This is a genomic window from Novosphingobium sp. 63-713, assembly GCF_001898925.1.
Lineage (GTDB): Bacteria > Pseudomonadota > Alphaproteobacteria > Sphingomonadales > Sphingomonadaceae > Novosphingobium.
This window is the reverse complement of record NZ_MKVS01000008.1, coordinates 95,958-118,094: the sequence shown is the minus strand read 5'-3', so window position 1 is coordinate 118,094 and position 22,137 is coordinate 95,958. Positions and strand designations below refer to the sequence as shown.

The window sequence follows — 22,137 nt, the reverse complement described above, 5'->3', positions numbered from 1 at the left end:
AAAATCGGATTGAAAACCGATGCAATCCGCGTTGCGCGCTGTCGCACCCGTTTTTAGCCTTTGGGCCATGAAACAGGATTTTCTCCCCTATTATCGTCGGATGGCCGGGCTTTTGATGGCGCTTTGGGCTGTGCCAACCTGGGCGCAAACCTATGGCGCGGCCGACCCGGCCGGTTCGGGCCCCATCGTCGGCGCGCTGCGCTGGGTTCAGGGGACGCTGATGGGTTCGGTGGCCACGGTGGCGGCTGTGGTGGCCGTGGCGGTGGTGGGCATGATGATGCTGACCGGGCGGATCAACTGGCGATACGGGGCTAGCGTCATCCTTGGATGCTTCGTCCTGTTCGGCGCGGCCAGCATCGTGGCGGGCATCCAGTTGGCGGCGGGGATGGGGCAATGAACGGGCGCTCCGCGCCATCCTCGGCCCCTCTGGCGCGCGATACGCTGTTTGTGGGGCTGACCCGGCCCCAGATGTTCGCGGGTGTCACATGGTCGTTTTTCGTGCTCAATCTGGTTGTCTCGACCGAGGCGTTCCTGTTGCTGCGCTCGGCATGGGTGGTGGCGCTGGCCTTGGGCGTGCATGGGCTGGGGGCGCTTGCCTGCCTGCATGAACCGCGCCGGTTCGATCTCTGGATGGTCCGCGCCATGCGCTGTCCGCGCGTGCGGCATTACCGGTTCTGGCAATGCAATTCCTATCGGCCGTAAAGGCGCCCGATTACGCTGGAGAGGCGGCGGCGGGCGCGCATCTGCCCTATTCGCATCTGGTCGATGATGCCACGCTGGCGCTGCGCGACGGGGCGCTGATGCAGGTGATCCGCATCGACGGGCTGATGTTTGAAACCGCCGATGGCGATACGCTGAACTATCGCAAGGACATGCGTGAGGCGATGCTGCGGGCGATCGGCTCTTCGCGTTTTGCCCTCTATCACCATATCCTGCGTCGCCGGGTGGAGCCTGAGCTGGGGGGCGCTTTCCCTGATGCCTTCAGCGCGGGGCTGGACGAGGCATGGCGCGAAAGGCTGGCGGCGCGGCGGCTTTACACCAATGACCTGTTCATCACCGTCATCCGCCGCCCGGCGCGAGTGCGGCGCCTGTGGAGCCGGGCGCAGGGGGCGGAGATGGCGGGCGAATTGCGCGCGCTGGAGGCGGCGGTCGAGCAGGTGCTGGCCGCGCTGGCCCCCTACGGGGCGCGGCGGCTGGGGGCCTATGACGCGGGCCATGGCGTGTGCAGCGAGTTGCTCGAATTTCTGGGCGCGCTGTTCCATGGCGATATGGCGCCGATGCTGCTGCCCCATGGCGATGTCGGCCATCATCTGCCTCGCGCCCGCGTCTCCTTTGGTCAGGATACGGTGCAAATCGGGCATGGTTTTGGCGCGATGGTCTCGATTAAGGACTATCCGGGCCAGACCACGGCGGGGATGCTCGACGATCTGCTGCGCCTGCCCTTTGCGATGAGCATCAGCCAGAGTTTTGCCTTTGTGGACCGGGGGGAGAGCCTTGGCCGGATGAACCGCGCGCTGCGCCGGATGCGCGCCGCCGATGATGAGGCGATCAGCCTGCGTGAGGAACTGACGCAGGCCAAGGATGAAGTGGCGGCAGGGCGCGCCGGTTTTGGCGAACACCACCTGAGCGTGCAGATCATGGGCGAGGACCAGCGCGAGGTGGATACGGGCGTGGCCGAGGTGCTGGCGGCGCTGGGTGATCTGGGCATCGTGGCGGTGCGTGAGGATGTGGGGATGGAGCCGGCCTTCTGGGCCCAGTTTCCGGGTAATTTTTCCTATATAACCCGCCGCGCGCTGATCGGCTCGGCCAATTTCGCCGCCTTTGCCAGCGGGCATAATTTCCCGCTGGGCCGCGCGCGGGGCAATCCGTGGGGCGATGCGGTGGCTCTGTTTGAAACCACGGCGGCGGGGCCTTATCATTTCAACTTTCACGCCGATGGCGATCTGGGCAATTTCACCGTGATCGGCCCCAGCGGCAGCGGCAAGACCGTCATCACCAATTTCCTGCTCGCCCAATCCCGCCGCTTTGCCCCGCGCATCGTGCTGTTTGACAAGGATCGCAGCGGGGAAATCTTTATCCGGGCGATGGGCGGCGCCTATGAGGCAATGCGGCCTGATCGCCCCTCGGGGCTGAACCCGCTGCGCCTGCCCGATACGGCGGGCAACCGGGCGTTTCTGCTCGACTGGCTGGGCTGCCTTGTGGGCGGGCTGCGCGATGCGGCGGAAATGGAGGTGATGCGGGCGGCGGTGGAGGCCAACTATCTGGCCCCGCCCGAATTGCGGCGGCTGCGCCATTTTGCTGCCCTGCTGCGCGGAGGGGCGCGGCCTACGCCCGATGATCTGGCGGCGCGGCTGCGGCCATGGTGGGGGGTGGGCGAACACGCCTGGCTGTTTGACAATGAGGGGGCGGACAGCCTCGATCTGACGCATGATGTGGTCGGGATCGACATGACGCTGGTGCTGGACCATCCGGTGCTGCGCACCCCGCTGATGATGGCGCTGTTTCATTTGGTGGACGCCAAGCTGGACGGCATGCCCGCGATCATTGTGGTCGATGAGGGGTGGAAGGCGCTGGATGATGACATCTATGCCGGGCGGCTGCGTGACTGGCTGAAAACCATTCGCAAGCGGGGCGGTATTCTGGGCTTTGTCACGCAAAATGCCGAGGATGCCTTGGCCAGCCGGATCGCCGGGGCGATTGTCGAGCAGACGGCGACCCAGATCTTCACCGCCAACCCCAAGGCACGGGCGGTGGATTATGTCGATGGCTTTGGCCTGACCCTGCATGAGTTCGAACTGGTGCGCGCGATGCCCGATGCGGCGCGATGCTTTCTGGTCAAGCAGGGCGGGGAAAGCGTGGTCCTGCGCCTTGCAATGAAGAATGGCGCGCGCTGGCTGACGGTGTTGTCGGGGCGTGAGGCGCATGTGCGGCGGCTGGATGCGATCCGGGCTGAGGTGGGGGATGATCCGGCCTGCTGGCTGCCGCGCCTGTTGGGGGATGGATGATGGCCGATTGCGGAGCGTTCGATCCTTCCGGGCCTTATGTGGGCGGGGTTTTGGCGCTGGCCGATTGCCGGGTACTGGGGCTGGCGCAGGATGGCTGGCGGGTGTTGGGCGGCGGCGCTTGGTTAACTGCCGCTTTGACGATTGCCGTGGCGTTGATCGGCTATCGGTTGATGCTGGGGCAGGCGCGCGGGCGCGACGGGCTGATGCTGGCGCTGCGCATCGGGGTTGTACTGGCGCTGACCACGCAATGGCCCGCGTGGGAGGCGGCGGCCTATCGCGTGGGGATCGAGGGGCCGGAGAGCCTGGCGCTCTCGGTGATCGGCGCGGATGGTGCGCGTTATGGTCTTGCGGCGCGGTTTGATGGAATCGCAGGCGATCTGGACGAGGCCCTGCGCGTGGATGCGGCCCAGACCGCCGAGGACAAGGTGCAACAGGGCGGCCATGTCCTTTCGAGCGAGGCGCGTGGCCAAGTGGCATGGGCCAGTGGCTGGCTGACGGGGGCGGCGCTGGCGGGGCTGATGGCGCCGCGTTTGGTGATCGCGCTGCTGCTGGGGCTGGGGCCGCTGTTTGTGGGGGCGCTGCTGCTGGTGGGCGCGCAGGGGCTGTTCGTGGGCTGGCTGCGGGCCGTTGCAGGGGCGATGCTGGCGGCGTTGGCGGGGGCGATGGTGCTCGGGCTGGAACTGGCGGTGATCGGGCCGCAGGTGGCGTCGCTGCTCGGCGCCTTGGGGGGCGATGGGGCCAATGCGATAGCGGGGCGGATCGCCTCGGGGGCGGGGCTGTTTGCGGCTTTGCTGGCGGTGGTGGCGCTGGGGGTGATGCGCGCGGCCTGGACGATCCGTTTGCCCGAAGGCGCGACGATTGAGGAGCGGGCGGTTTCGTCTCCCCTCCACCCCGCAGTATCAGCGCAGACGCCCGGTTCGCACCGGACCCGGCAGACCTACAGCACCACTCGCGCCCAACATATTGCGCAGGCCGCGATGCGCAGCCTGCGCCGCGAGGAAATGCACATTGAACGAAACAGCGAGCGAGGGAGAGCCGCATTGGCACCATTGGGCCAAACGGGCGGCGCGGCGGCGCGGCGGAGGGGCCGGATCTCCGGCGCGGCGCGGCAACGGGATACGCGAAACGGGAATGGGGCGGCATGAGCGAGGAAACGAGGATCGCCTATTATCAACAGGCCGACAGTTGGGCGCGGCAGCGTGATACGGCCTATGCCCGCTCGGCGCGGCGGGCGTGGATCGTGGCGGGCGTCGCGGTGGGCGTGGCGGGGCTGGAGGCGCTGGCCATGATCGCGCTGGCGCCGATGAAGACCGTGGTGCCCTATACGCTGCTGGTCGACAGCCACACCGGTTTTACCCAGACGCTGGAGGGCATCCATCCCCAGACGGTTCGCCCGGACGCGGCGCTGACGCAATCGCTGCTGGCGCAATATGTTATCGCGCGCGAAGGCTATGATGCCGCCACGGTAGAGGAGCAGTATCGCAAGGTCGCGCTGTGGTCGGCCGATGGGGCGCGGCGCGATTATCTGGCGCTGATGCAGGCGGGCAATCCGCAGGGGCCGATCAGCCTCTATGGCCGCGCCAAGGTGGTGCATGTGGGCGTGGAGAGCGTGACGCCGATGGGCGCCGGTCAGGCGATGGTGCGCTATTGGTCGGATCGGGCGGAGGGGCGCGATTATTGGGTGGCGCTGGTGCATTACCGCTTTTCCGGCGCGCCGCAGCGGATCGAGGACAGATGGGTTAATCCGCTGGGCTTTCAGGTGACCGCCTATCGCCGGGATCAGGAGGCGCCTCCGGCCGCGCCTGTCGCCCTGCCCGCCGCGCCGCGCCCCGTGGCCTTGGCCCCTGCGGAAACAGTGCGGGAGGTTGCGCCCACAGTGGTGCAGCCGCGCCCCTATCCTTTCCGCAATCCTCACCGGGCGCCCCAGATCGTGCAGCCGGGCGGAGGAGAGCCATGATGCGCCTGCTGCTCGCCTTTGCCTTGATGGGGGGCACGCCCGCCGTAGCCGAGATCACGCCGCGCGCGGGCGGCGGCGATCCGCATGTGCAGACGGTGGCCTATGACCCGGACGAGGTGGTGGCGCTGCGTGTGGCCAACGGCTTTGCGTTGACGGTGCGGTTCGGCGCGGATGAGCGGATCGAAACGGTGACGCTGGGCGATGGCGCGGGATGGGTGGTGCAGACCAACAAGCGCGCCGACAGCCTGATTATCAAGCCGGTTGGCTATGCGCCGACCACCAATCTGACGGTGCTGAGCGATGCGCGGGCTTATAATTTCACCCTCTATGGCGCCGCGCCGGGCGAAGGGGTTCAGCCCTATCTCCTGAGCTTTACCTATCCCGCGCCGGTGGCGGCGGGGCCGGTGGTTGTGGGGCGCTATCGGCTGGGTGGGGATCACGCGCTCTGGCCGGTGGAAATTGGCGATGATGGTGCGGTGACGCGGATGCGCTGGGCCGAAGGGGCGGCGATGCCTGCGGTCTATGGCGCGGGAGCAGGCGGGCGGGCGCTGGTCAATGGCGCTATGCGCGATGGGTTCTATGTGGTGGAGGGGGTTTATGCGCGGCTGACCTTCATCGCGGGCCATGCGCGGGCCGAGGGGCGGAGGATCGCGCCATGAGCGGCCGCGATATTCGCCCAAAGGTGACCCCGCCGCGCGATATGCTGCCCCTGCCGGTGATGCTGGGGGTGGCGGGCGCGCTGGGGTTGGGCCTGTTCGTCTGGATGCAGGGGCAGAGGAAGCCGCCGCCTAAACCGCAGGCGCAGGTCATGCTGAGCGTGCCGCCGCCGCCGCTGGTGCTGCCGGTTGAACGGACGTCGGTGGTGGCGCCGCATCCGGTCATGTTGCGACGGATTGCGCCGCCTGTTCCGCCGCCGGTGGCCTATATGCCTCCTGCGGTGGCTTTTGCCCCGCCAGCCTATGCGCCGCCTGCGCCGCTGCGTCCGGCGGCCAATCGCGAATCTGCGTTGGTGATCGACAATACGGCGGGCATGGGGGCGGCGGTTCAGGGCGCAAAGCCTGAAGGTTCCGCGCCGGTTGATGACACCGCCCATGCCACTCTGATCCGCAGCCGGGCCAGCACCATCCCGCAAGGGACGATCATGGCCGCGACGCTGGAAACGCCGCTCAATTCCGACCGGCCGGGCCTGGCCCGCGCGATCATCAGCGCCGATGTGCGCGGGTTTGACGGGACGCGTGTGCTGATCCCGCGCGGCAGCCGGTTGATCGGTGAGTTCAAGGCCGACAATAGCGCGGGCAAGCGGCGGGTGATGGTCTTGTGGAACCGCTTGATCCGGCCTGATGGGGTGGCGATCCGCATTGCCTCGCCCGCCAGCGACGCGATGGGCGGGGCCGGGATTGCGGGGCGGGTGGATACCCATGCGATTGAAAAGATCGGCAGCGCGGTTTTGCAATCGGCGCTGACGCTGGGCGTCAATGTCGCGACGGCGGAGGTCAGCCGGGGCGGGACTGCGGTCTATCTGGGCGGCGCGGGGCAAAGTCTGGGGCAGCAATTGGTGCCCTCGGTCAATCGCCCCGCCACGGTGAAGGTGAGCGAGGGGGCGGTGATCGCAGTGCTGGTTGCGCATGATCTCGATTTTGCCGGAACCCCGGGGGGGCGATGATGCTGATGGCATGGCTGGCTCCGTTTGCGCCCTTTCTGGCGCAGGGGGATGTGACCGATATTTTCGTCAACCGGCCCGGTGAAATCTGGGTGGAGCGGATGGGTGGAGGGATGGAGCGCCATGATGTGCCGGAAGTGGACGAGGTGCGGTTGTGGCTGATCGCGCGGGGCGTGGCCGGGATCAGCCATCAAGGCATCAGCCGCGAGCATCCGCTGATGGCGGCCACACTGCCCGACGGCGCGCGGGTTCAGGTGGTGGCCCCGCCCGCCGCGCGCGAAGGGATGGCGTTGGCGATCCGCAAACATGTGGTGGCCGATCTGGGGCTGGGCGATCTGGGCGCGCAGGGGATGTTTGACGGAGCGCAGTTTCGGCAGGGGATGGCGCCGTCTGCGCCTGTACCCGCGCCGGGGGATGGGCAGGGGATGGGCGATTATCTGGCCGCGATGGTGCGCGAACGGCGCAATATCCTGATTTCGGGGGGGACGTCGAGCGGCAAGACGACGCTGCTCAATGCCCTGATCCGTGAGATCCCGCATGGGGAAAGGTTGGTGACGATCGAGGATACGGCGGAGCTGAGTGTGCCCCATGCCAATGCGGTGGGGCTGCTGGCGGTGCGCGGGAGCATGGGCGAGGCGCAGGTGGGGGTGGAGGATCTGTTGCAGGCATCGCTGCGAATGCGGCCTGACCGGATCATGCTGGGCGAGTTGCGGGGGCGGGAAGCCTACAGTTTCCTGCGCGCGGTCAACACCGGCCATCCCGGTTCGATGACCACGATCCACGCCGACAGCCCGGAGGGGGCGATTGAGCAATTGGGGTTGATTGTCCTGCAGGCCGGGCTGGGGCTGGGGCGGGAGGATATTATGGATTATGCGCGATCGGTGGTCGATGTGGTGGTGCAGTTGGAGCGGCGCGACGGCGTGCGGCGGGTCAGCCGGATCATCACCACGCGGGGTGCGGCATGAGTGGTCGCGTGGGCCTGTTCATTGCCGGAGGGCAGAAATGCGGGACCACCAGCCTGCACGCCTATCTGGCGCAGCATCCCGAAATTTGCGCGGGGCCCAAGGAGTTGCATTTTTTCGACGATGAAGGCGTCGATTGGGCGCGGCCCGACTATGCCGCCTATGAGGCGCGGTTTGTCGGGCCGGGGATGCGCGTCGATGCCACGCCGATCTATGGCTTCTGGCCCGGCGCGATGGAGCGGATTGCGGCCTATAATCCGGCGGCGCGGCTGATTTTTCTGAGCCGCGATCCGGTGGAGCGGGCATGGTCGCAGTGGTGCATGGAATATGCGCGGGAGGATGAGGCCATGCCCTTTGCCTGCGCCATCCGCGAAGAACGCGGCCGGATCGCAGCGGGAGAGGTGGGCTTGCGCCATCACTCCTATATCCAGCGCAGCGCTTATGGGATGCAGGTGGCGCGGGCCATGGCGCTGTTTCCCCGGCGGCAATTGCTGTTCATTGAAAGCGCGGAACTGGCGCGCGATCATAAGGGCGTGTTGGCGCGCGTGGCGGCTTTTGCCGGGGTGTCGCCGTTTGGCGCGGTGGAGCCTTTGCGGCGTAATGCGCGGGCCCAGATGGATTATCCGGCCCCGCCGGACGCGGCGGATCGGGCCTATATTATGAAGAGGCTGGCCCATGATCGGGTGTTGTTTGAACGGTTGACCGGGATTGGCGGGGCGCGCGCGGTTTGATAGGGCTGGCCCGATATGACCGAGGATACGCCAGCCCAAACCCGCGCGCGCCTGTTGCTGGCGGCCGAAACGCTTGTTGTGGGCGAGGGTGTCCATGCGCTTTCCGTGAGACGGATTGCCGGGGCGGCGGGGGCTAATTCGGCGCTGATACGTTATCATTTTGGCGGCACGGACGGGTTGCTGCGCGAACTGGCGCTGCGCAATGGGGCGATGATTGCCGATGCCCGGGCCGACTGGCTGGCGCGCGGCGAGGGGTTTGAGGCCAGCGTCGATGCGCTGATCCAGCCCCTATGGGCGCAGGCGGCGATGAGCGGGGATTATCGCGCCATCGTGGTTTTGGACGAGATTTTTTCGCGCGCCGCGCCTGCGCTGCATGACGAGATATGGGCGATGTTTGCCGATGGCGTGGCGCAGGTGAAGGCGCAATTGGCCGCCGTACTGCCGGGGGTGGATGAGGCGACGCTGGGCTGGCGCATCCGGTTTGTTACGGCGGCCGCGTTGGATGTGCCACCCCGCGATGCACGGCGCGAGGGGCGCGAGAGCCGGGATGAAAGGCTGATGCAGTTTCGTCGCTTTGCGCTGCACGCCCTGGGGGATTTGTGAGCGGGGATTTATGAGCCAGACGACGATTTTTGAAGTGATGTCGGGGCTTTGCCGCGATCTGGGCGCGATCAATCTGGGGCAGGGATTTCCGGATATGGAGGAGCCGCCCGAGGTGATCGGCGCGGCCCAGCGGGCCTTGGTGGAACGCAGCAATCAGTATCCGCCGATGCGCGGCCTGCCCGAATTGCGCGGGGCGGTGGCGGGGCTGTATGGCGTTTCGGCGGCGGAGGTGATCGTGACTTCCGGCGCGACAGAGGCGCTGGCCAGCGCGATTCTGGCGCTGGTGCGGCCCGGTGACGAGGTGATCTGCGTTCAACCCTTATATGACGCCTATTTGCCGCTGGTGGCGCGGGCGGGGGGCGTGGCGCGGCTGGTCAATCTGCGGCCTCCGGCGTGGAGCCTTGATCTCGACGAACTGGCGGACGCGATTACCGACAAGACGCGGCTGATTATCCTCAACACGCCCAACAATCCCACCGGCACCGTGCTGGATCGCGCCACGCTGGAGGAGATTGGCGCTCTGGCGCAGCGGCATGGGATTTATGTGCTGTCGGACGAGGTGTGGGAGGCGACGGTGCTGGATGGCAGCAAGCCGCTTTCGGTGCTGGATATTCCCTCGCTGCGCGACCGGTCGGTCAAGGTCGGCTCGGCAGGCAAGATCTTCTCGCTGACTGGGTGGAAGATCGGTTGGGCGGTGGCCGCGCCCGAATTGGCCGAGCGCGTTGCGGCCAGTCATCAGTTCATCACCTTTACCACCCCCACCCCGTTGCAATGGGCCGTGGCCGAAGGGCTGGCGCTGGGCGAGGCTTGGTTTGCCGCGCATCGCGCCCGCTATGTCGAGAGCAAGGCGCGGCTGGTGAGCGGGTTGACGCAGGCCGGTTTTTGCGTGCTGCCCTGTGCGGGGACGTGGTTTGTGACGGTTGATCTGGCGGCTTCGGGTCTGCCTGCGCAGGATGAGGCTTTGGCTCAGCGCTTGGTCCGTGAGGCGGGCGTGGGGTCGATCCCGGTGTCGGCCTTCTATGCGGATCGGCCGGAGCGGGGTTATCTACGGCTGTGTCATGCCAAGCGGGGCGATACGCTGGATCAGGCGGTGGAGAGGTTGGCCGGGTTTAGGGCGGGGTTTGTTTAGGGTAAGGATGCCTCCGGCGGGCAAAGGGCGGGGGCCCTTTGCAATCCCATGACTGTCTAGGTTGAGCCAACGGATCAACATTGCGTGAGATCGCCGCGCCGCAGGCTATTAAACCGCTTCGCGGAATCAGCGCGATGCCCGCAAACCAAACGCCCCATTAAAGGGATTGCAAAGGGTCGAGACCCTTTGCCCGCCGGAGGCACAAAAAAAGACCGGCAAGGATATCTCCCCACCGGCCTCTTTTCGATAACTTAAGGAATATCAGCGCTTAGCCAGCCATTCCTCAAGCCACTTGATCGTGTAATTGCCGGTCTTGAAATCATCCACGTCCAGCAGCGCCTGATGGAGCGGGATGTTCGTTTTCGGCCCCGTAATCGCCATTTCCTCAAGCGCGCGCTTGAGGCGAAGGATCGCGCCCTCGCGGGTGCGGCCATAAACGATCAGCTTGGCGATCATCGAATCGTAGTAGGGCGGGATGCGATAACCGGCATAGAGCCCGCTATCGACGCGCACATGCAGGCCGCCCGCCGCGTGGAAATTCTCCACCAGCCCCGGCGAGGGAGCGAAGGTGAAGGGATCCTCGGCGTTGATGCGGCATTCGATGGCATGGCCACGGAATTCCAGCTCGTCCTGACGCACCGAGAGCGGCAGGCCATCGGCAATGCGGATCTGTTCGCGCACGAGGTCGACGCCGGTGATCGCTTCGGTAACGGGATGCTCCACCTGAAGACGGGTGTTCATCTCGATGAAGTAGAACTCACCGTTTTCCCAGAGGAATTCGATCGTCCCCGCGCCGCGATAGCCCATGTCGGCCATGGCCTTCGACACGATGCCGCCCATGCGTTCGCGTTCCTCCGCGCCGATCACCGGCGAGGGGGCTTCTTCCAGCACCTTCTGGTGGCGGCGCTGCAGCGAGCAGTCACGTTCGCCCAGATGGATGGCATTGCCATTGCCGTCGCCAAACACCTGGAATTCGATGTGGCGCGGGTTGCCGAGGTACTTCTCGATATAGACCGTGGCGTCGCCAAAGGCGGCCTTGGCCTCGCTGCCTGCCTGCTGCATCAGCGTTTCGAGTTCATCCGGCCCGGTGCAGACCTTCATGCCGCGACCGCCGCCGCCGCTGGCCGCCTTGATGATGACCGGATAGCCGACATCTTCCGCGATCAGCTTGGCGTCCTCGATCTCCGAGACCGCGCCGTCAGAACCCGGCACCAGCGGCAGACCCAGCGCGCCAGCGGTGCGCTTGGCCTCGACCTTGTCGCCCATCGTGCGGATATGTTCAGGCTTGGGCCCGATCCAGATCAGGCCATGCGCCTCGACGATTTCGGCAAAGCGGGCGTTCTCCGAAAGGAAGCCATAGCCCGGGTGGATCGCATCGGCGCCGGTGATTTCCGCCGCGCTGATGATCGCCGCCACGTTCAGATAGCTGTCCTTGGCCGCGGGCGGGCCGATGCAGACCGCATGGTCGGCCAGCCGCACATGCATCGCATCGGCATCCGCCGTCGAATGCACAGCCACCGTTTCGATGCCCATTTCCCGCGCCGCGCGATGGATGCGCAGAGCGATTTCGCCGCGATTGGCGATCAGGATGCGTTTGATGGCCATAATTCTATCAGCCGATCACAACCAGCGGCTGGTCAAATTCGACCGGCTGCCCGTTTTCGATGCTGATCGCCTTGATCGTGCCGGCCACAGGGGCGGTGATCGGGTTCATAACCTTCATCGCTTCCACGATCAGCAGGGTGTCGCCCGCCTTGACCGCCTTGCCGATGGAGATGAAATCGGGCGCGCCGGGTTCGGGCGCCAGATAGGCGGTGCCGACCATCGGCGATTTGACCTGCGTGCCTTCAACCACGGCAGGAGCGGCCGCAGCCGGGGCCGCAGCAGCAGGCGCAGCCGCCGCAACCGGCGCGGCGGCGGGCGCCATAGGCAGCGCGGGCGCATAGGCCGGAGCCGCCGCAGCAACGGTGACGTTGCGCGCGACGCGGATTTTGCGGCCGCCATCGGCCACTTCGATTTCGGTCAGGCCCGTATCGCCCAGCAGAACCGCCAGCTCGCGCACCAGCGCTGCATCGACGTTCATGCCGGATTGGATGTCGCGGCCCGTTTCAGTTTTGTCGCCCATGAAATCCCCTTGGCGATGGTTTATCAGGCTTGGCCCCTATCCCTACGGCCGTTGTCAGGCAAGGGGAAACCGGGCGTTTACCAAAGGCAAGCCACCCGCAGGGCCATATTCCGGGCGATTTTACAGGATAACCGCCGCATCCAGCGCGATCAGATAGGATTTCGCGCCAAAACCGGCGATGGTGCCCTTGGCGGCCATGCCGATATAGCTCTTATGACGAAATTCCTCGCGCGTGTGGGGATTGGAGAGATGGACCTCGATCACGGGCAACTGGATCGCCTTGATCGCGTCATGCAGCGCGACCGACGTATGCGTATACGCGCCTGCGTTCAACAGCACCGCCTTGGCGCCGGTGGCGCGGGCCTCGTGCAGCCAGTCGATCAGGTCGCCTTCGTGGTTCGACTGGCGGCAATCCACGGCAACGCCCAGTTCGGCCGCCCGCTTGGCCAGGCTGGCGTCAATATCGGCCAGCGTGTCATGGCCGTAAATCTGCGGCTCGCGCGTACCGAGCAGATTGAGATTGGGGCCGTTGAGGACGAAAATGGTCGTTGCCATGGAAAAGCCTGCCTGAAACTGTTTGCGTTGCAGGCGTCATACAATGTCGCGTCGAGCGGGCAAGGTTCAGCGGTCCGTTCCGGCCACTTTGCCCCATTGGCGCGCGGCGGTATAACCCAGATAACCGGTGCCGAACAAAGCGTAGAGCCCATCGGGCAAGCTGTTGAGCCACAATTTGACGCCATTGCTGATGGCCGCCGCCACCGGCGCACTGATCGCCGAGAGCAGGCCCATCGGCAGGCTGAGCAGGATCATGCCATACATAAGATAGAGAAAGCTGGGTCGCGCCCGGCTGACATAGCGGTCGGGGCAGGCGGCTTCGATCTGGGCCGGTCCAAGCTCGGGCAGGCCATTGGCGGGCGGATCGGCTGATTCGGGCATAGGGGTTCTCCTGTTGGGGAGAATGAAATAACCAAATCGGTTTGCGTAGGAAATCGAGCAACAAAAAAGGCGACCGCCGCCTGGGCAATCGCCTTTTTGAAACCAATTGGTCGGGACGAGAGGATTCGAACCTCCGACCCCCACACCCCCAGTGTGATGCGCTACCAGGCTGCGCTACGTCCCGACCTTGGTTGTTTCCGGTGGGGCGTTGCCCTGCCGGAGGCGCGCCTATAGGAGGGCTTTTTCGGCATGGCAATCATCTTTTTGCATTTTTCTGGCAATTTTTTTGCCTTGCTGATCAGGGCTTGGGTCAAAACCCAGGCATTTCGGGCATTACGCACGCCCATGCCCCGTCACATTGATATGATCCGGATAAGCTGCTAGGCGCACGGTCACTTCGGGGGAGGCGCGAGAAGGCGGATTTATCCTGCCTGATCGGCCAGATCCGGTTCCTGTTATTCCTGCGCAAGGGTGTTTTCCCGTGTCGATCCAAACGCTTTCGCTTCTTTCCGCCGCCGCCGCCGGTGGCCAGCCCCCCGCTTGGCTGCAATTCCTGCCGCTGGTGCTGATGGGCATTGTCATGTGGTTCCTGTTCCTGCGCCCGCAGATGGCCCAGCAAAAGGCCCAGAAGGCCAAGCTGGAAGGGATCAAGAAGAATGACATGGTGATTACCGCCGGTGGCCTGCTGGCCAAGGTGGTCAAGGCCGACGACGACTACCTCGAACTGGAAATCGCCCCTAACACGCGCGTGCGCGCCGTGCGGGCAACCATTTCGGACGTGGTGGTGCCCGGCACGGGCAAGCCCGCCAACGACTGATGACATAGACGCCCCCAGCTTGAACCGGCTGTGGGGCGTTCTTATGTGCGCTGCCTTGGCCCCTTTCCGGGCCGCTTCTCATTTCTAGAGCCGGATGAACCCATGCTCGATTTTCCCCGCTGGAAACAGCTTTGGTACTGGGCGCTTACGCTGCTTTGCGTGGCCGCCGCCGTGCCTTCGATAGTGTCATGGGCCGGGGGCAACTGGCCCTCCTCGCTGCCCAATCCCAAGATCAACCTTGGCCTCGACCTTGCCGGCGGCAGCCACCTGTTGCTCGAAGCCAATGCCGATCAGGTGGTTTCGCAGCGCCTTGAAGGCAAGGAAGAAGAAGTGCGCGCCGCCCTGAAGAAGGCCGGCAATGTGCATTACGGCGACATTTCCACCAAGGGCGGCGTGCTCTCCTTCATGGTGGCCAGCGCCGCCGAAGTGGACGCTGCGCGCGAAGTGCTGGTGCCGCTGACCAATGGCGCGGGGCTTTCGGGCAAGCGCGACTGGGATATTCAGGTGGTCGACACCACCCGCTTTGTCCTGACGCCGACCAAGGAAGGCATCGCCGACGCGATCGACAAGGCGATGGAAACCGCCACCGAGGTGGTGCGCAAGCGTATCGACGCCATGGGCACGCGCGAGCCGACCATCATCCGTCAGGGCGCCGACCGCATCGTGGTGCAGGTGCCCGGCCTGTCGGATCCGGCCGCGTTGAAGGCCCTGCTGGGCCAGACCGCCAAGCTGGAATTCAAGCTGGTCGATCAGAACGGCATGGCGGGCGGTGTTGCGGCCCCCGGCGATGAAATCGTGCCCTTTGCCAATGGGCAGGGCGCGATTGCGGTCAAGCGTCTGGGCGGCATCAAGGGCGACCGCCTGACCAATGCCACGCAAAGCTTCAGCCAGCACAATGAGGCGGTCGTCTCGATCACCTTCGACAATCAGGGCGGCGAACAATTCGCCCGCCTGACCAGCCAGAATGTCGGCAAGCCTTTCGCCATCATTCTGGACGGCAAGGTGCTCTCGGCCCCCAACATCAACGAACCGATCATGGGCGGCAGCGCCCAGATTTCGGGGAGCTTTACCGTGGAAAGCGCGAACCAGCTGGCGATTGCGCTGCGTTCGGGCGCGCTGCCGGTGGACCTGAAGGTGGTCGAGGAACGCACGGTCGGCCCCGACCTTGGCGCCGATTCGATCCACAAGGGCATGATCGCCATGGTGGTCGGCACCGCGCTGGTGGTGATCTTTATGGCCGTCACCTACGGCCGCTTCGGCATCTATGCCAACACGGCGGTCATCATCAACGTGCTGATGATTCTGGGCATCATGGCGGTGTTCAACACCACGCTGACGCTGCCCGGCATTGCCGGTTTCGTGCTGACCATCGGCGCGGCGGTTGACGCCAACGTGCTGATCAACGAGCGCATCCGCGAAGAGCGGCGGCGCGGGCGCAAGGTCGTGCAATCGGTCGAGCTGGGCTACAAGGAAGCGAGCCGCACCATCTTTGACGCCAACATTACCCACATCATCGCCGCTGTGCTGATGTTCGAATTCGGCTCCGGCCCGATCAAGGGTTTTGCCGTGGTGCTGATGATCGGTATCGCGACCTCGGTGTTCACCGCCGTTTTCCTCACCCGCATGTGGGTGGCGGGCTGGCTGCGCCGCGCGCGCCCGTCCGACCTGCATATCTGATAGGGGTGAATTTCCATGCGTTTGCTTAAACTCGTCCCTGACAACACCAATCTCCACTTTTTGAAGTGGCAGTGGCCGACCACGATCATCTCTGTCCTGCTGATGCTGGGCAGTTGGACGCTGATGTTCACCCATGGGCTGAACATGGGCGTGGACTTTGTGGGCGGCCAGATGATCCGCGTGACCTTTACGCAAAGCCCGACCGCACCGATCGCGCAATTGCGCAGCGAGGTCGAGACGCTGGGCTATGGCGAGCCGATCATCCAGACCTTTGGCAAGCCCAACGAGATCTCGATCCGCCTGCGCCTGCCCGAAGGGTCGGACAAGGATGCGGCTCTGGCCGATGCCATGGCCAAGAAGATCACGGCCAACATCAAGCAGAACCACGCCGATGCGCGCGTCGATGGCGTCGATTCGGTGTCGGGCAAGGTCTCGAAGGAATTGGGCTGGACCGCGTTTAAGGCGCTGGGCTTTGCCAGCCTCGCGATCTCGATCTTCATCTGGTATCGCTTTGAATGGCAATTCGGCGTCGGCGCGCTGGTCAGCCTAGTGCATGACGTCTCGCTGGTGCTGGGCCTGTTTGCGGTCACGCAGATGGAGTTCGACCTGACCATCGTGGCGGCGATCCTGACGGTGATCGGCTATTCGCTCAACGACACGATCGTGGTCTATGACCGTATCCGCGAGAATCTGAAGAAGTATCGCAAGATGCCGCTGGAGGAATTGCTCGACCTGTCGGTGAACGAAACGCTGGCGCGTACGGTGGTGACCTCGGGCACGATGCTGATCACGCTGATCGCGCTGCTGCTGCTGGGGCCGAAGGTGATTTTTGGTTTCTCGGCGGCGCTGATCCTCGGGATTTTCGTGTGCACCTATTCCTCGATCTACGCCGCAGCGCCGATGCTGATCTGGCTCAAGGTCAACCCGACCAGCTTCGTGCCGGGTGAAGGGGCGAAGGATGAGGCGCCTTAAGGTTTAGTGTGCCTCCGACGGGCCAAGGGACTTGTCCCTTGGCAATCCCGTTAATAGGTTTTAGGCGGCTTTGTTGCTTTATGCGGCGAAGCCGCTTTTATTTTATGGCCAGCGGCGCGGTGAGCTTTGGGATTTTACTCCGCCCAGTCATGGGATTGCAAAGGGTCGAGACCCTTTGCCCGCCGGAGGCTACCTTGCCTCCTGCCAAAATTCCTTCAGCCTCCCCGCATTGGCCTCCCAGCTAAACCCCGCCACCTGCGCGGCTACATCTGCCTGTTCCATCGGCGTGGCCAGCAATTCGGCCACCGCCGCCGCAATGGCCTGAGGACTGCGCTCCGCAATCCGGCCCGCCATGGGAGAGGTGACGACTTCACGCGCGCCGCCAATATCGGGGATGACCAAGGGCGCCCCGCAGGCCAGCGCCTCGATCCAGACATTGGCCAGCCCCTCGCGCTCGGAGGGCAGGATGACGGCATCGGCTGCGCTCATCAGCAGAGGCAGGGCGTCATGGCTGACCTGTCCAAGGAAATGAACGCGCGGGCCAAAGGGCGCGGCCTGTTGGCGCAGGGCGGCCTCGTCTGGCCCGGTCCCGGCCAGCGCCAAATGCGCGTCGGGCAGATCGGCCAGCGCGGCGATGGCCAGCGCCTGACCCTTGATAGCGATCAGCGCGCCAGGGCAAACCAGCAGCGGCGCGCCATCGGGTATTGTCAGACCAAGTCTTTCGGGAAGAGCGGCGCGGGCCTCGCCACGCGGCATGGGCTTGAAGCGCCCGCGATCCAGCCCGGTGTAATGCACGCGCAGCTTGGCCTGATCCATGCCCAGCGCCACCATATCGCGCCCCAAAGCACCGGAAACGGTCAGCAGCGCAGATGCTTGATCCGCCGCAGCCAGCATCTGTGCCAGCGCCGCCGGTCGACCGCCCCAATAGTGGATGTCCGACCCGCGCGCCTTGATCGTCAGCGGCAGACCCAGTTCACGCGCGATGATCGCGGCGGCGGGGCCATCGGGAAAGAAGAATTGCGCATCGACCAGATCGAACGGCTTTTCCGCATGAAGCCGCCGCACCAATGGCAGCACGGCGCGGGCGATCCGGTTCGGATTGCCATCACCGCCGATCATGGGAAGCAGCGTGAAGCGCGGATGGAGCACTGTCAGCCCGCCCAATTGCGATTGCGCAGGGCATCGCGCCCAATCCCGATAGGGCTGGCGCAGGCTGAGCGGAAAAGGGGGCAAGCCGACTGGGTTGATCATGGTCAGATCAACCCCGCCCAGCCGTTGAAGCGCCGCCATTTGATTGGCGACGAATTTGCCGAACCCCCCGCGAACGGGCGAGGGGAACAGGGTGGATAGGGAGAGGACGCGCATCATACGCGGGTGATTACAGCTTCCTCACTAACATTTCGGCAACAGCCAGCCATGGCGGGCTGTCGATCACCAACTGGCGATGGCCGATGCCGGGAGGCAGCAGCGCGATGCGATGCTCGTCCCGGTCGATCAGGCGGCCAAAAACGAATCGCCCTCCCGGACGCGGCGCGAGCACATCGCGGTTAACCAGCTTGGAGAAACTTTCCGGCTGCATCTGGCGTAACCAGATCTGGTCGCCGCTGCGATAGTCACCCGCGCCGGTTTCCACCGACATCGCCATCTGCGTGCCTTCACCCACCAGTTCGGAAGGCAGGATGGCATCGCGCGGCGTGGTCAAGGCCTCGGCCCCGACATCGGTCAGGCGAGCGACCATTTTGGCCTGTTCGGCCGTATCCCCGCGCACCAGAAGCTCCGGATCCACCTCAAGCGCAAGCGCAATCCGGTTCATCCAGATGAGCGAGAGATTGCGCGTGCCGGTTTCCAGCCTGCCAATCGTCTGCGCCGTTGTGGGCGGTGAGCAGCGCGCGGCCACATCTGCCAGCGTCATGCCCTTTTGTCTGCGAATATCACGTATGCGGTTAATCATGACTAGCCGACCCCTCGAACCAATCCGGTTTTTTCACTTTCCTACAATTTGCCCGGCTTGGCAAACTCTTTGCAAGGAATGGCAGAAGAAACCTAAGGGGATACTACTATGAATCGGCAACTTGTCGAACGGGAATTAACCGCAGAGGGGCCTGGACGCGGAAAACCTCGCCGATTGGGGCGCAGCGTGACGGTTAATTTGTGCGAATCGCCCCTGACATGGCTCCACGCGCGCGGCCATCTCACCGATCGCGAATATGATGCGGGCGAGCGGCTGCGCGCCGATTGGGAAACGGCGCAATTGGCCCCGAATATGTCGATGCGTTGGGAGCCTGTGGTCACCCGGGGCAGCCGCCACGACCGCGATCTCAATCCCACAGAGCGTCAGATCGCCGCCAAGGCCCGCTTTGACGGCGCGCTGGCCGTGGCCGGAAAAGGGCTGGCCGATATCCTCTGGCGCGTGGTCTGTGCGGGCGAGAGTCTGCCGGTTGCCGAAAAATCGCTCGAATGGCCGGCGCGCTCGGGAAAGCTGGTGCTGAAGCTGGCGCTTGATCGGGTGGCGGAGTTTTATCGGATCGAGTGAGGGGGGCGGCATTATGCCTCCCGCTTCTTACCCCTCCACCATCTCCGCCAATTCCAGCCAGCGTTCCTCAGAGGCATCCTTTTCCGCACGGGCCTTGTCCAGCGCCGCCGTCAATTGAGCAAAGCGGGCCGGGTTCTGCGTATAGAGGTCCCCATCCGCCAGCGCCGCCTCCAGCTTGGCAATCTCGCCGTCCAGCGCCTCGATCCGGGCGGGCAGGAGGTCGTAATCGCGCTGGTCCTTATAGCTCAGCTTGACCTTATTGCGCACGGGCATGGCCACGGGCGCGGCCTCGGCCTTATCCGCCACAGCCGCCTTTTTGGCTGCCGGAGCATTGCGCTGCTGGCGCTGCTTTTCCCAATCGGCATAGCCGCCCGCGACGATATCGACCCGCCCCGATCCGTCCAGCCCCAGTGTGACCGTGCAGGTGCGATCCAGAAAGTCGCGGTCATGCGATACGATCAGCACCGTGCCGTCGTAATCGGCGATCACTTCCTGCAGCAGGTCGAGCGTTTCCAGATCAAGATCGTTGGTCGGTTCGTCCAGCACCAACAGATTGGAAGTCCGCGCAAATTCGCGCGCCAGCAAAAGCCGCGACCGCTCCCCGCCCGACAGCGTGCCAACCCGCGCCTCGATCAGGCCCGGATCGAACAGGAAGTCCTTGAGATAGCCCTGAACATGCTTCTTCTCACCGCGCACATCCACCCAGTCGCCGCCCTCTGCCAGCACATCACGGATGCGCTTTTCGGGCGAAAGAAGGCTGCGCTGCTGGTCGATCATCACGCCCGAGAGTGTCTGCGCCAGCTTGACCGTCCCGGTGTCGGGCTCCAATTCCCCGGTCAGCATTTTGAGCAAGGTCGTCTTGCCCGCGCCATTGCCCCCGACAAGGCCGATCCGGTCGCCGCGCTGGATGCGCAGGTTAAAGTCGCGGATGATCGTGCGGTCGCCGAATTTCTTCGACACGCCCTCGGCCACGATCACCGATTTGGTTTTAACATCGTCACTGGCCAGTTTCATTTTGGCCGCGCCCTGGGGGCTGAGCATGGACGCCCGCTGTGCCCGCATCTGATAAAGCTTTTCCAGACGCCCCTGATTGCGCTTGCGCCGCGCCGTAACCCCGCGCGAAAGCCAGTGCGTTTCCAGCTTCAGCTTGGCGTCCAGCTTTTCGGCCGCGCGCGCCTCGTTGGCGTAAACTTCCTCTTCCCATGCCTCATAGCCGCCAAAGCCGACCTCGCGCCGCCGCAGCGATCCGCGATCCAGCCACAGCGTCGCCCGCGTCAGCCGCGTCAAAAAGGTGCGGTCATGGCTGATGACCACAAAGGCGCCGGTATAGCGCTGCAACCAGCTTTCCAGCCAGTCGATCGCGGCCAGATCCATATGGTTGGTCGGCTCGTCCAGCAGCAGCAGGTCCGGCTCGCTGGCCAGAGCGCGGCAGATCGCCGCCCGGCGACGCTCGCCGCCCGAGGCGCTGGCGGCCTCGCGGTTCAGGTCGATGCCCAACTGGCTGGCGATGGATTCGACCTCATGCTGGGGCGGGGCGTCCGGTCCCTTCAGGCAATAATCGAGCAGGCGCGGGCAACCGCCGAAATCCGGGTCCTGCTCCAGCACGACAACTTTGGTCCCCGGCTGGATTGAACGCTTGCCCTTGTCCGCATCCAGCGTGCCCGCGATCAGGCGCAGCAAGGTGGTCTTGCCCGCGCCATTGCGCCCGATCAGCGCAAGCCGATCGCGCGGGGCGATGAAAATGTCGAGGTCGCGAAAAAGCCAGCCCGATCCCTGGATCAGGCTCAGTCCTTCCCAGCTGAGAATAGGTGCAACTGCCATGGCCGCGCGTTAGGGGGCAACAGCGGCCATGGCAAGCCGCGTCAGTTGGTCAGTTCAAAGGCCATGGCCAGCGACACGGAAATGGTGACGGGGCGGGGAGTGAGGTCGAGGGGAACAGTCTCGCCCTCTCTGGGCATGAAGCGGGGGGCGGGGGGCGCAAACAGGGCCATACGCGCCTCGCTTTCGGTAACGCTCAACAATCGCACGGAGGAAAAACCGTTCGCCTGAGCGTGGATCATGGCCCTGCTGCGGCCCTGCGCGGTGGCGTTGGCGATCAGCCGGTCCATGATCGCGCTTTTGTTGGCAACGTCGAATTGCAGATTGCCGGTGCTGGTTGCCCCGGCGGCCACGGCCGCGCCCATGACGTCGTTCAGGCCATCCAGCTTGCGCAATTTCACCTGAATATAATTTTCGATCATGAAGCCTTTGCGATGGCGCGCGCCGCCTTCTCCTTCAAATTCGTCATGGGCCGAAAGGCCGCCCTGTTTGATGTCCGAGGCAAGCACGCCCTTTGCCATCAAGGCAGTTTTCAGCTTTGCCAATCCCGCATTGTTGGCCGCCACGGCGGCCGGGGTTTCGCGATTGCGGGTGATCAGACTGATATGGAGAATGGCGATGTCGGGGGCTTGCTCCACGCTGTCACCGACATTCAGGGAAACGACCGGCCCCTTTGGCGCAATCGTCAGCATGGGAGCCGAGGGGATCTGCGCCAAGGCCCCTTGAGGTGAGGCGCAAAAACATAGCGCCAGAAAATAACATCTTTTCATTTGGCCCCCTTGTCTTCCATTTCCGGCTGAACAATCGCTATGTTCTCTATTCACATCGTGTTCAATCGCAAACGGATAACCCAGACGCCATGTTCACACGGCTCACCTCTATGCTGATGATGGCCCCTCTGGCGCTTTGGGCGGTGGTTTCGGCGCTGGCTTTGCCGCCGGTGCCGATGGCCCATGCCGGGCCGGGCGAAGCGCAGGGCGAGGCCCGGCGCGAAATGCGCGCGGGCAATGTGCGATCCTTGCGCGAAATCGAAACGCATGTGCTGCCGATGATGGCGGGGGCCCAATATCTGGGGCCTGAATATGACCCGCTGGCCATGGCCTATCGCCTGAAATTCGTGAAAGACGGGCGTGTGGTCTTTGTCGATGTCGATGCGCGTTCGGGGGAAATCCTGCGCCAGCGGCGCTGATCCTTGCCCCGGCTGCTTGACGC

23 protein-coding genes, 1 tRNA gene and 1 pseudogene are annotated in these 22,137 nt (G+C 64.6%); 16 read left to right on the top strand and 9 right to left on the bottom strand.

Translation table 11 applies throughout. From position 1 onward, the window contains the following. Nucleotides 1–115 precede the first annotated feature (115 nt). From BGP00_RS05745 to BGP00_RS05695, 11 genes are read left to right on the top strand one after another with little or no spacing between them, the layout of a single operon-like run. Nucleotides 116–397 carry a TrbC/VirB2 family protein gene (locus BGP00_RS05745; RefSeq protein WP_292690229.1) on the top strand — a complete coding sequence of 94 codons (282 nt, stop codon included), beginning with the start codon at nt 116–118 and terminating at the stop codon, nt 395–397. Further along, entirely contained in the window at nt 394–702 is a 309-nt protein-coding gene (locus BGP00_RS05740) for a VirB3 family type IV secretion system protein (RefSeq protein WP_168604604.1), read from the top strand. The genes BGP00_RS05745 and BGP00_RS05740 overlap by 4 nt, the downstream gene beginning before the upstream one ends. Further along, nucleotides 681–3,005: a VirB4 family type IV secretion/conjugal transfer ATPase gene (locus BGP00_RS05735; protein ID WP_292690137.1), complete on the top strand. Its 2,325-nt coding sequence runs from the start codon at nt 681–683 to the stop codon at nt 3,003–3,005. The genes BGP00_RS05740 and BGP00_RS05735 overlap by 22 nt, the downstream gene beginning before the upstream one ends. After that, nucleotides 3,005–4,150, top strand: coding sequence for a type IV secretion system protein (locus BGP00_RS05730; protein ID WP_292922918.1), 1,146 nt, complete (start codon nt 3,005–3,007; stop codon nt 4,148–4,150). The genes BGP00_RS05735 and BGP00_RS05730 overlap by 1 nt, the downstream gene beginning before the upstream one ends. Beyond that, nucleotides 4,147–4,962, top strand: a complete 816-nt coding sequence (locus BGP00_RS05725) for a VirB8/TrbF family protein (protein ID WP_292690141.1) — start codon at nt 4,147–4,149, stop codon at nt 4,960–4,962. Before BGP00_RS05730 ends, BGP00_RS05725 begins: the two co-directional genes overlap by 4 nt. Next, entirely contained in the window at nt 4,959–5,621 is a 663-nt protein-coding gene (locus BGP00_RS05720) for a TrbG/VirB9 family P-type conjugative transfer protein (protein ID WP_292690143.1), read from the top strand. The genes BGP00_RS05725 and BGP00_RS05720 overlap by 4 nt, the downstream gene beginning before the upstream one ends. Beyond that, a complete protein-coding gene (locus tag BGP00_RS05715) occupies nt 5,618–6,625 on the top strand; it encodes a TrbI/VirB10 family protein (protein WP_292690144.1) in 1,008 nt (335 codons plus the stop codon). The genes BGP00_RS05720 and BGP00_RS05715 overlap by 4 nt, the downstream gene beginning before the upstream one ends. After that, nucleotides 6,622–7,587, top strand: a complete 966-nt coding sequence (virB11, locus tag BGP00_RS05710; protein WP_292690146.1) for a P-type DNA transfer ATPase VirB11 — start codon at nt 6,622–6,624, stop codon at nt 7,585–7,587. The genes BGP00_RS05715 and virB11 overlap by 4 nt, the downstream gene beginning before the upstream one ends. After that, nucleotides 7,584–8,315, top strand: a complete 732-nt coding sequence (locus BGP00_RS05705; RefSeq protein ID WP_292690148.1) for a sulfotransferase — start codon at nt 7,584–7,586, stop codon at nt 8,313–8,315. The genes virB11 and BGP00_RS05705 overlap by 4 nt, the downstream gene beginning before the upstream one ends. Nucleotides 8,316–8,330: 15 nt before the next feature. Further along, on the top strand, nt 8,331–8,918 hold the full coding sequence (locus BGP00_RS05700; protein WP_292690150.1) for a TetR/AcrR family transcriptional regulator: 588 nt from the start codon (nt 8,331–8,333) through the stop codon (nt 8,916–8,918). A gap of 10 nt (nt 8,919–8,928) precedes the next feature. After that, entirely contained in the window at nt 8,929–10,047 is a 1,119-nt protein-coding gene (locus BGP00_RS05695) for an aminotransferase (protein WP_292690152.1), read from the top strand. 261 nt (nt 10,048–10,308) lie between these two features. On the opposite strand, the gene accC is transcribed toward BGP00_RS05695, so the two are convergent. From accC to BGP00_RS05670, 5 genes and pseudogenes are all read right to left on the bottom strand, one after another. After that, nucleotides 10,309–11,652: an acetyl-CoA carboxylase biotin carboxylase subunit gene (gene accC, locus BGP00_RS05690; protein ID WP_292690153.1), complete on the bottom strand. Its 1,344-nt coding sequence runs from the start codon at nt 11,650–11,652 to the stop codon at nt 10,309–10,311. Between the two features lie 7 nt (nt 11,653–11,659). Further along, nucleotides 11,660–12,172, bottom strand: coding sequence for an acetyl-CoA carboxylase biotin carboxyl carrier protein (accB, locus tag BGP00_RS05685; RefSeq protein ID WP_292690155.1), 513 nt, complete (start codon nt 12,170–12,172; stop codon nt 11,660–11,662). A gap of 120 nt (nt 12,173–12,292) precedes the next feature. Further along, on the bottom strand, nt 12,293–12,727 hold the full coding sequence (gene aroQ / locus BGP00_RS05680; RefSeq protein WP_292690157.1) for a type II 3-dehydroquinate dehydratase: 435 nt from the start codon (nt 12,725–12,727) through the stop codon (nt 12,293–12,295). Nucleotides 12,728–12,793: 66 nt separating this feature from the next. Next, nucleotides 12,794–13,048 (bottom strand): annotated as a pseudogene (locus tag BGP00_RS05675) (3TM-type holin); the annotation flags it as partial. A gap of 167 nt (nt 13,049–13,215) precedes the next feature. Further along, nucleotides 13,216–13,292, bottom strand: a tRNA-Pro gene (locus BGP00_RS05670). Nucleotides 13,293–13,589: 297 nt separating this feature from the next. On the opposite strand from BGP00_RS05670, the gene yajC reads away from it, so the two are divergent. From yajC to secF, 3 genes are all read left to right on the top strand, one after another. Beyond that, nucleotides 13,590–13,925, top strand: coding sequence for a preprotein translocase subunit YajC (gene yajC, locus BGP00_RS05665; RefSeq protein WP_273616424.1), 336 nt, complete (start codon nt 13,590–13,592; stop codon nt 13,923–13,925). A gap of 102 nt (nt 13,926–14,027) precedes the next feature. Next, nucleotides 14,028–15,602, top strand: a complete 1,575-nt coding sequence (secD, locus tag BGP00_RS05660) for a protein translocase subunit SecD (RefSeq protein ID WP_168604616.1) — start codon at nt 14,028–14,030, stop codon at nt 15,600–15,602. A 15-nt stretch (nt 15,603–15,617) separates the two neighbouring features. Then, nucleotides 15,618–16,574, top strand: coding sequence for a protein translocase subunit SecF (gene secF, locus BGP00_RS05655; protein ID WP_168604617.1), 957 nt, complete (start codon nt 15,618–15,620; stop codon nt 16,572–16,574). A 189-nt stretch (nt 16,575–16,763) separates the two neighbouring features. Here secF and BGP00_RS05650 read toward each other — a convergent pair whose 3' ends face one another. Beyond that, entirely contained in the window at nt 16,764–17,939 is a 1,176-nt protein-coding gene (locus BGP00_RS05650) for a glycosyltransferase (protein WP_292690231.1), read from the bottom strand. Between the two features lie 13 nt (nt 17,940–17,952). Beyond that, complete coding sequence (locus BGP00_RS05645; RefSeq protein ID WP_168604618.1) at nt 17,953–18,525, bottom strand: helix-turn-helix transcriptional regulator; 573 nt, start codon at nt 18,523–18,525, stop codon at nt 17,953–17,955. A 108-nt stretch (nt 18,526–18,633) separates the two neighbouring features. On the opposite strand from BGP00_RS05645, the gene BGP00_RS05640 reads away from it, so the two are divergent. After that, nucleotides 18,634–19,107 (top strand): DUF6456 domain-containing protein, encoded by a 474-nt coding sequence (locus tag BGP00_RS05640; protein WP_292690161.1) that lies wholly within the window; start codon nt 18,634–18,636, stop codon nt 19,105–19,107. Between the two features lie 27 nt (nt 19,108–19,134). Here BGP00_RS05640 and BGP00_RS05635 read toward each other — a convergent pair whose 3' ends face one another. Together BGP00_RS05635 and BGP00_RS05630 are read right to left on the bottom strand one after the other, a co-directional pair. Beyond that, entirely contained in the window at nt 19,135–20,928 is a 1,794-nt protein-coding gene (locus BGP00_RS05635) for an ATP-binding cassette domain-containing protein (protein ID WP_292690163.1), read from the bottom strand. Nucleotides 20,929–20,969: 41 nt separating this feature from the next. After that, nucleotides 20,970–21,641 carry an SIMPL domain-containing protein gene (locus BGP00_RS05630; protein WP_273616418.1) on the bottom strand — a complete coding sequence of 224 codons (672 nt, stop codon included), beginning with the start codon at nt 21,639–21,641 and terminating at the stop codon, nt 20,970–20,972. A 230-nt stretch (nt 21,642–21,871) separates the two neighbouring features. On the opposite strand from BGP00_RS05630, the gene BGP00_RS05625 reads away from it, so the two are divergent. After that, nucleotides 21,872–22,114 carry a PepSY domain-containing protein gene (locus tag BGP00_RS05625; protein WP_246405060.1) on the top strand — a complete coding sequence of 81 codons (243 nt, stop codon included), beginning with the start codon at nt 21,872–21,874 and terminating at the stop codon, nt 22,112–22,114. Nucleotides 22,115–22,137: the final 23 nt, after the last annotated feature.

Coding starts and splice junctions, on each gene's coding strand:
- BGP00_RS05745 (WP_292690229.1), top strand. CDS start 116: ATGGCGCTTTGGGCTGTGCCAACCTGGGCGCAAACCTATGGCGCGGCC.
- BGP00_RS05740 (WP_168604604.1), top strand. CDS start 394: ATGAACGGGCGCTCCGCGCCATCCTCGGCCCCTCTGGCGCGCGATACG.
- BGP00_RS05735 (WP_292690137.1), top strand. CDS start 681: ATGCAATTCCTATCGGCCGTAAAGGCGCCCGATTACGCTGGAGAGGCG.
- BGP00_RS05730 (WP_292922918.1), top strand. CDS start 3,005: ATGGCCGATTGCGGAGCGTTCGATCCTTCCGGGCCTTATGTGGGCGGG.
- BGP00_RS05725 (WP_292690141.1), top strand. CDS start 4,147: ATGAGCGAGGAAACGAGGATCGCCTATTATCAACAGGCCGACAGTTGG.
- BGP00_RS05720 (WP_292690143.1), top strand. CDS start 4,959: ATGATGCGCCTGCTGCTCGCCTTTGCCTTGATGGGGGGCACGCCCGCC.
- BGP00_RS05715 (WP_292690144.1), top strand. CDS start 5,618: ATGAGCGGCCGCGATATTCGCCCAAAGGTGACCCCGCCGCGCGATATG.
- virB11 (WP_292690146.1), top strand. CDS start 6,622: ATGATGCTGATGGCATGGCTGGCTCCGTTTGCGCCCTTTCTGGCGCAG.
- BGP00_RS05705 (WP_292690148.1), top strand. CDS start 7,584: ATGAGTGGTCGCGTGGGCCTGTTCATTGCCGGAGGGCAGAAATGCGGG.
- BGP00_RS05700 (WP_292690150.1), top strand. CDS start 8,331: ATGACCGAGGATACGCCAGCCCAAACCCGCGCGCGCCTGTTGCTGGCG.
- BGP00_RS05695 (WP_292690152.1), top strand. CDS start 8,929: ATGAGCCAGACGACGATTTTTGAAGTGATGTCGGGGCTTTGCCGCGAT.
- accC (WP_292690153.1), bottom strand. CDS start 11,652: ATGGCCATCAAACGCATCCTGATCGCCAATCGCGGCGAAATCGCTCTG.
- accB (WP_292690155.1), bottom strand. CDS start 12,172: ATGGGCGACAAAACTGAAACGGGCCGCGACATCCAATCCGGCATGAAC.
- aroQ (WP_292690157.1), bottom strand. CDS start 12,727: ATGGCAACGACCATTTTCGTCCTCAACGGCCCCAATCTCAATCTGCTC.
- secD (WP_168604616.1), top strand. CDS start 14,028: ATGCTCGATTTTCCCCGCTGGAAACAGCTTTGGTACTGGGCGCTTACG.
- secF (WP_168604617.1), top strand. CDS start 15,618: ATGCGTTTGCTTAAACTCGTCCCTGACAACACCAATCTCCACTTTTTG.
- BGP00_RS05650 (WP_292690231.1), bottom strand. CDS start 17,939: ATGCGCGTCCTCTCCCTATCCACCCTGTTCCCCTCGCCCGTTCGCGGG.
- BGP00_RS05645 (WP_168604618.1), bottom strand. CDS start 18,525: ATGATTAACCGCATACGTGATATTCGCAGACAAAAGGGCATGACGCTG.
- BGP00_RS05640 (WP_292690161.1), top strand. CDS start 18,634: ATGAATCGGCAACTTGTCGAACGGGAATTAACCGCAGAGGGGCCTGGA.
- BGP00_RS05635 (WP_292690163.1), bottom strand. CDS start 20,928: ATGGCAGTTGCACCTATTCTCAGCTGGGAAGGACTGAGCCTGATCCAG.
- BGP00_RS05625 (WP_246405060.1), top strand. CDS start 21,872: ATGGCCCATGCCGGGCCGGGCGAAGCGCAGGGCGAGGCCCGGCGCGAA.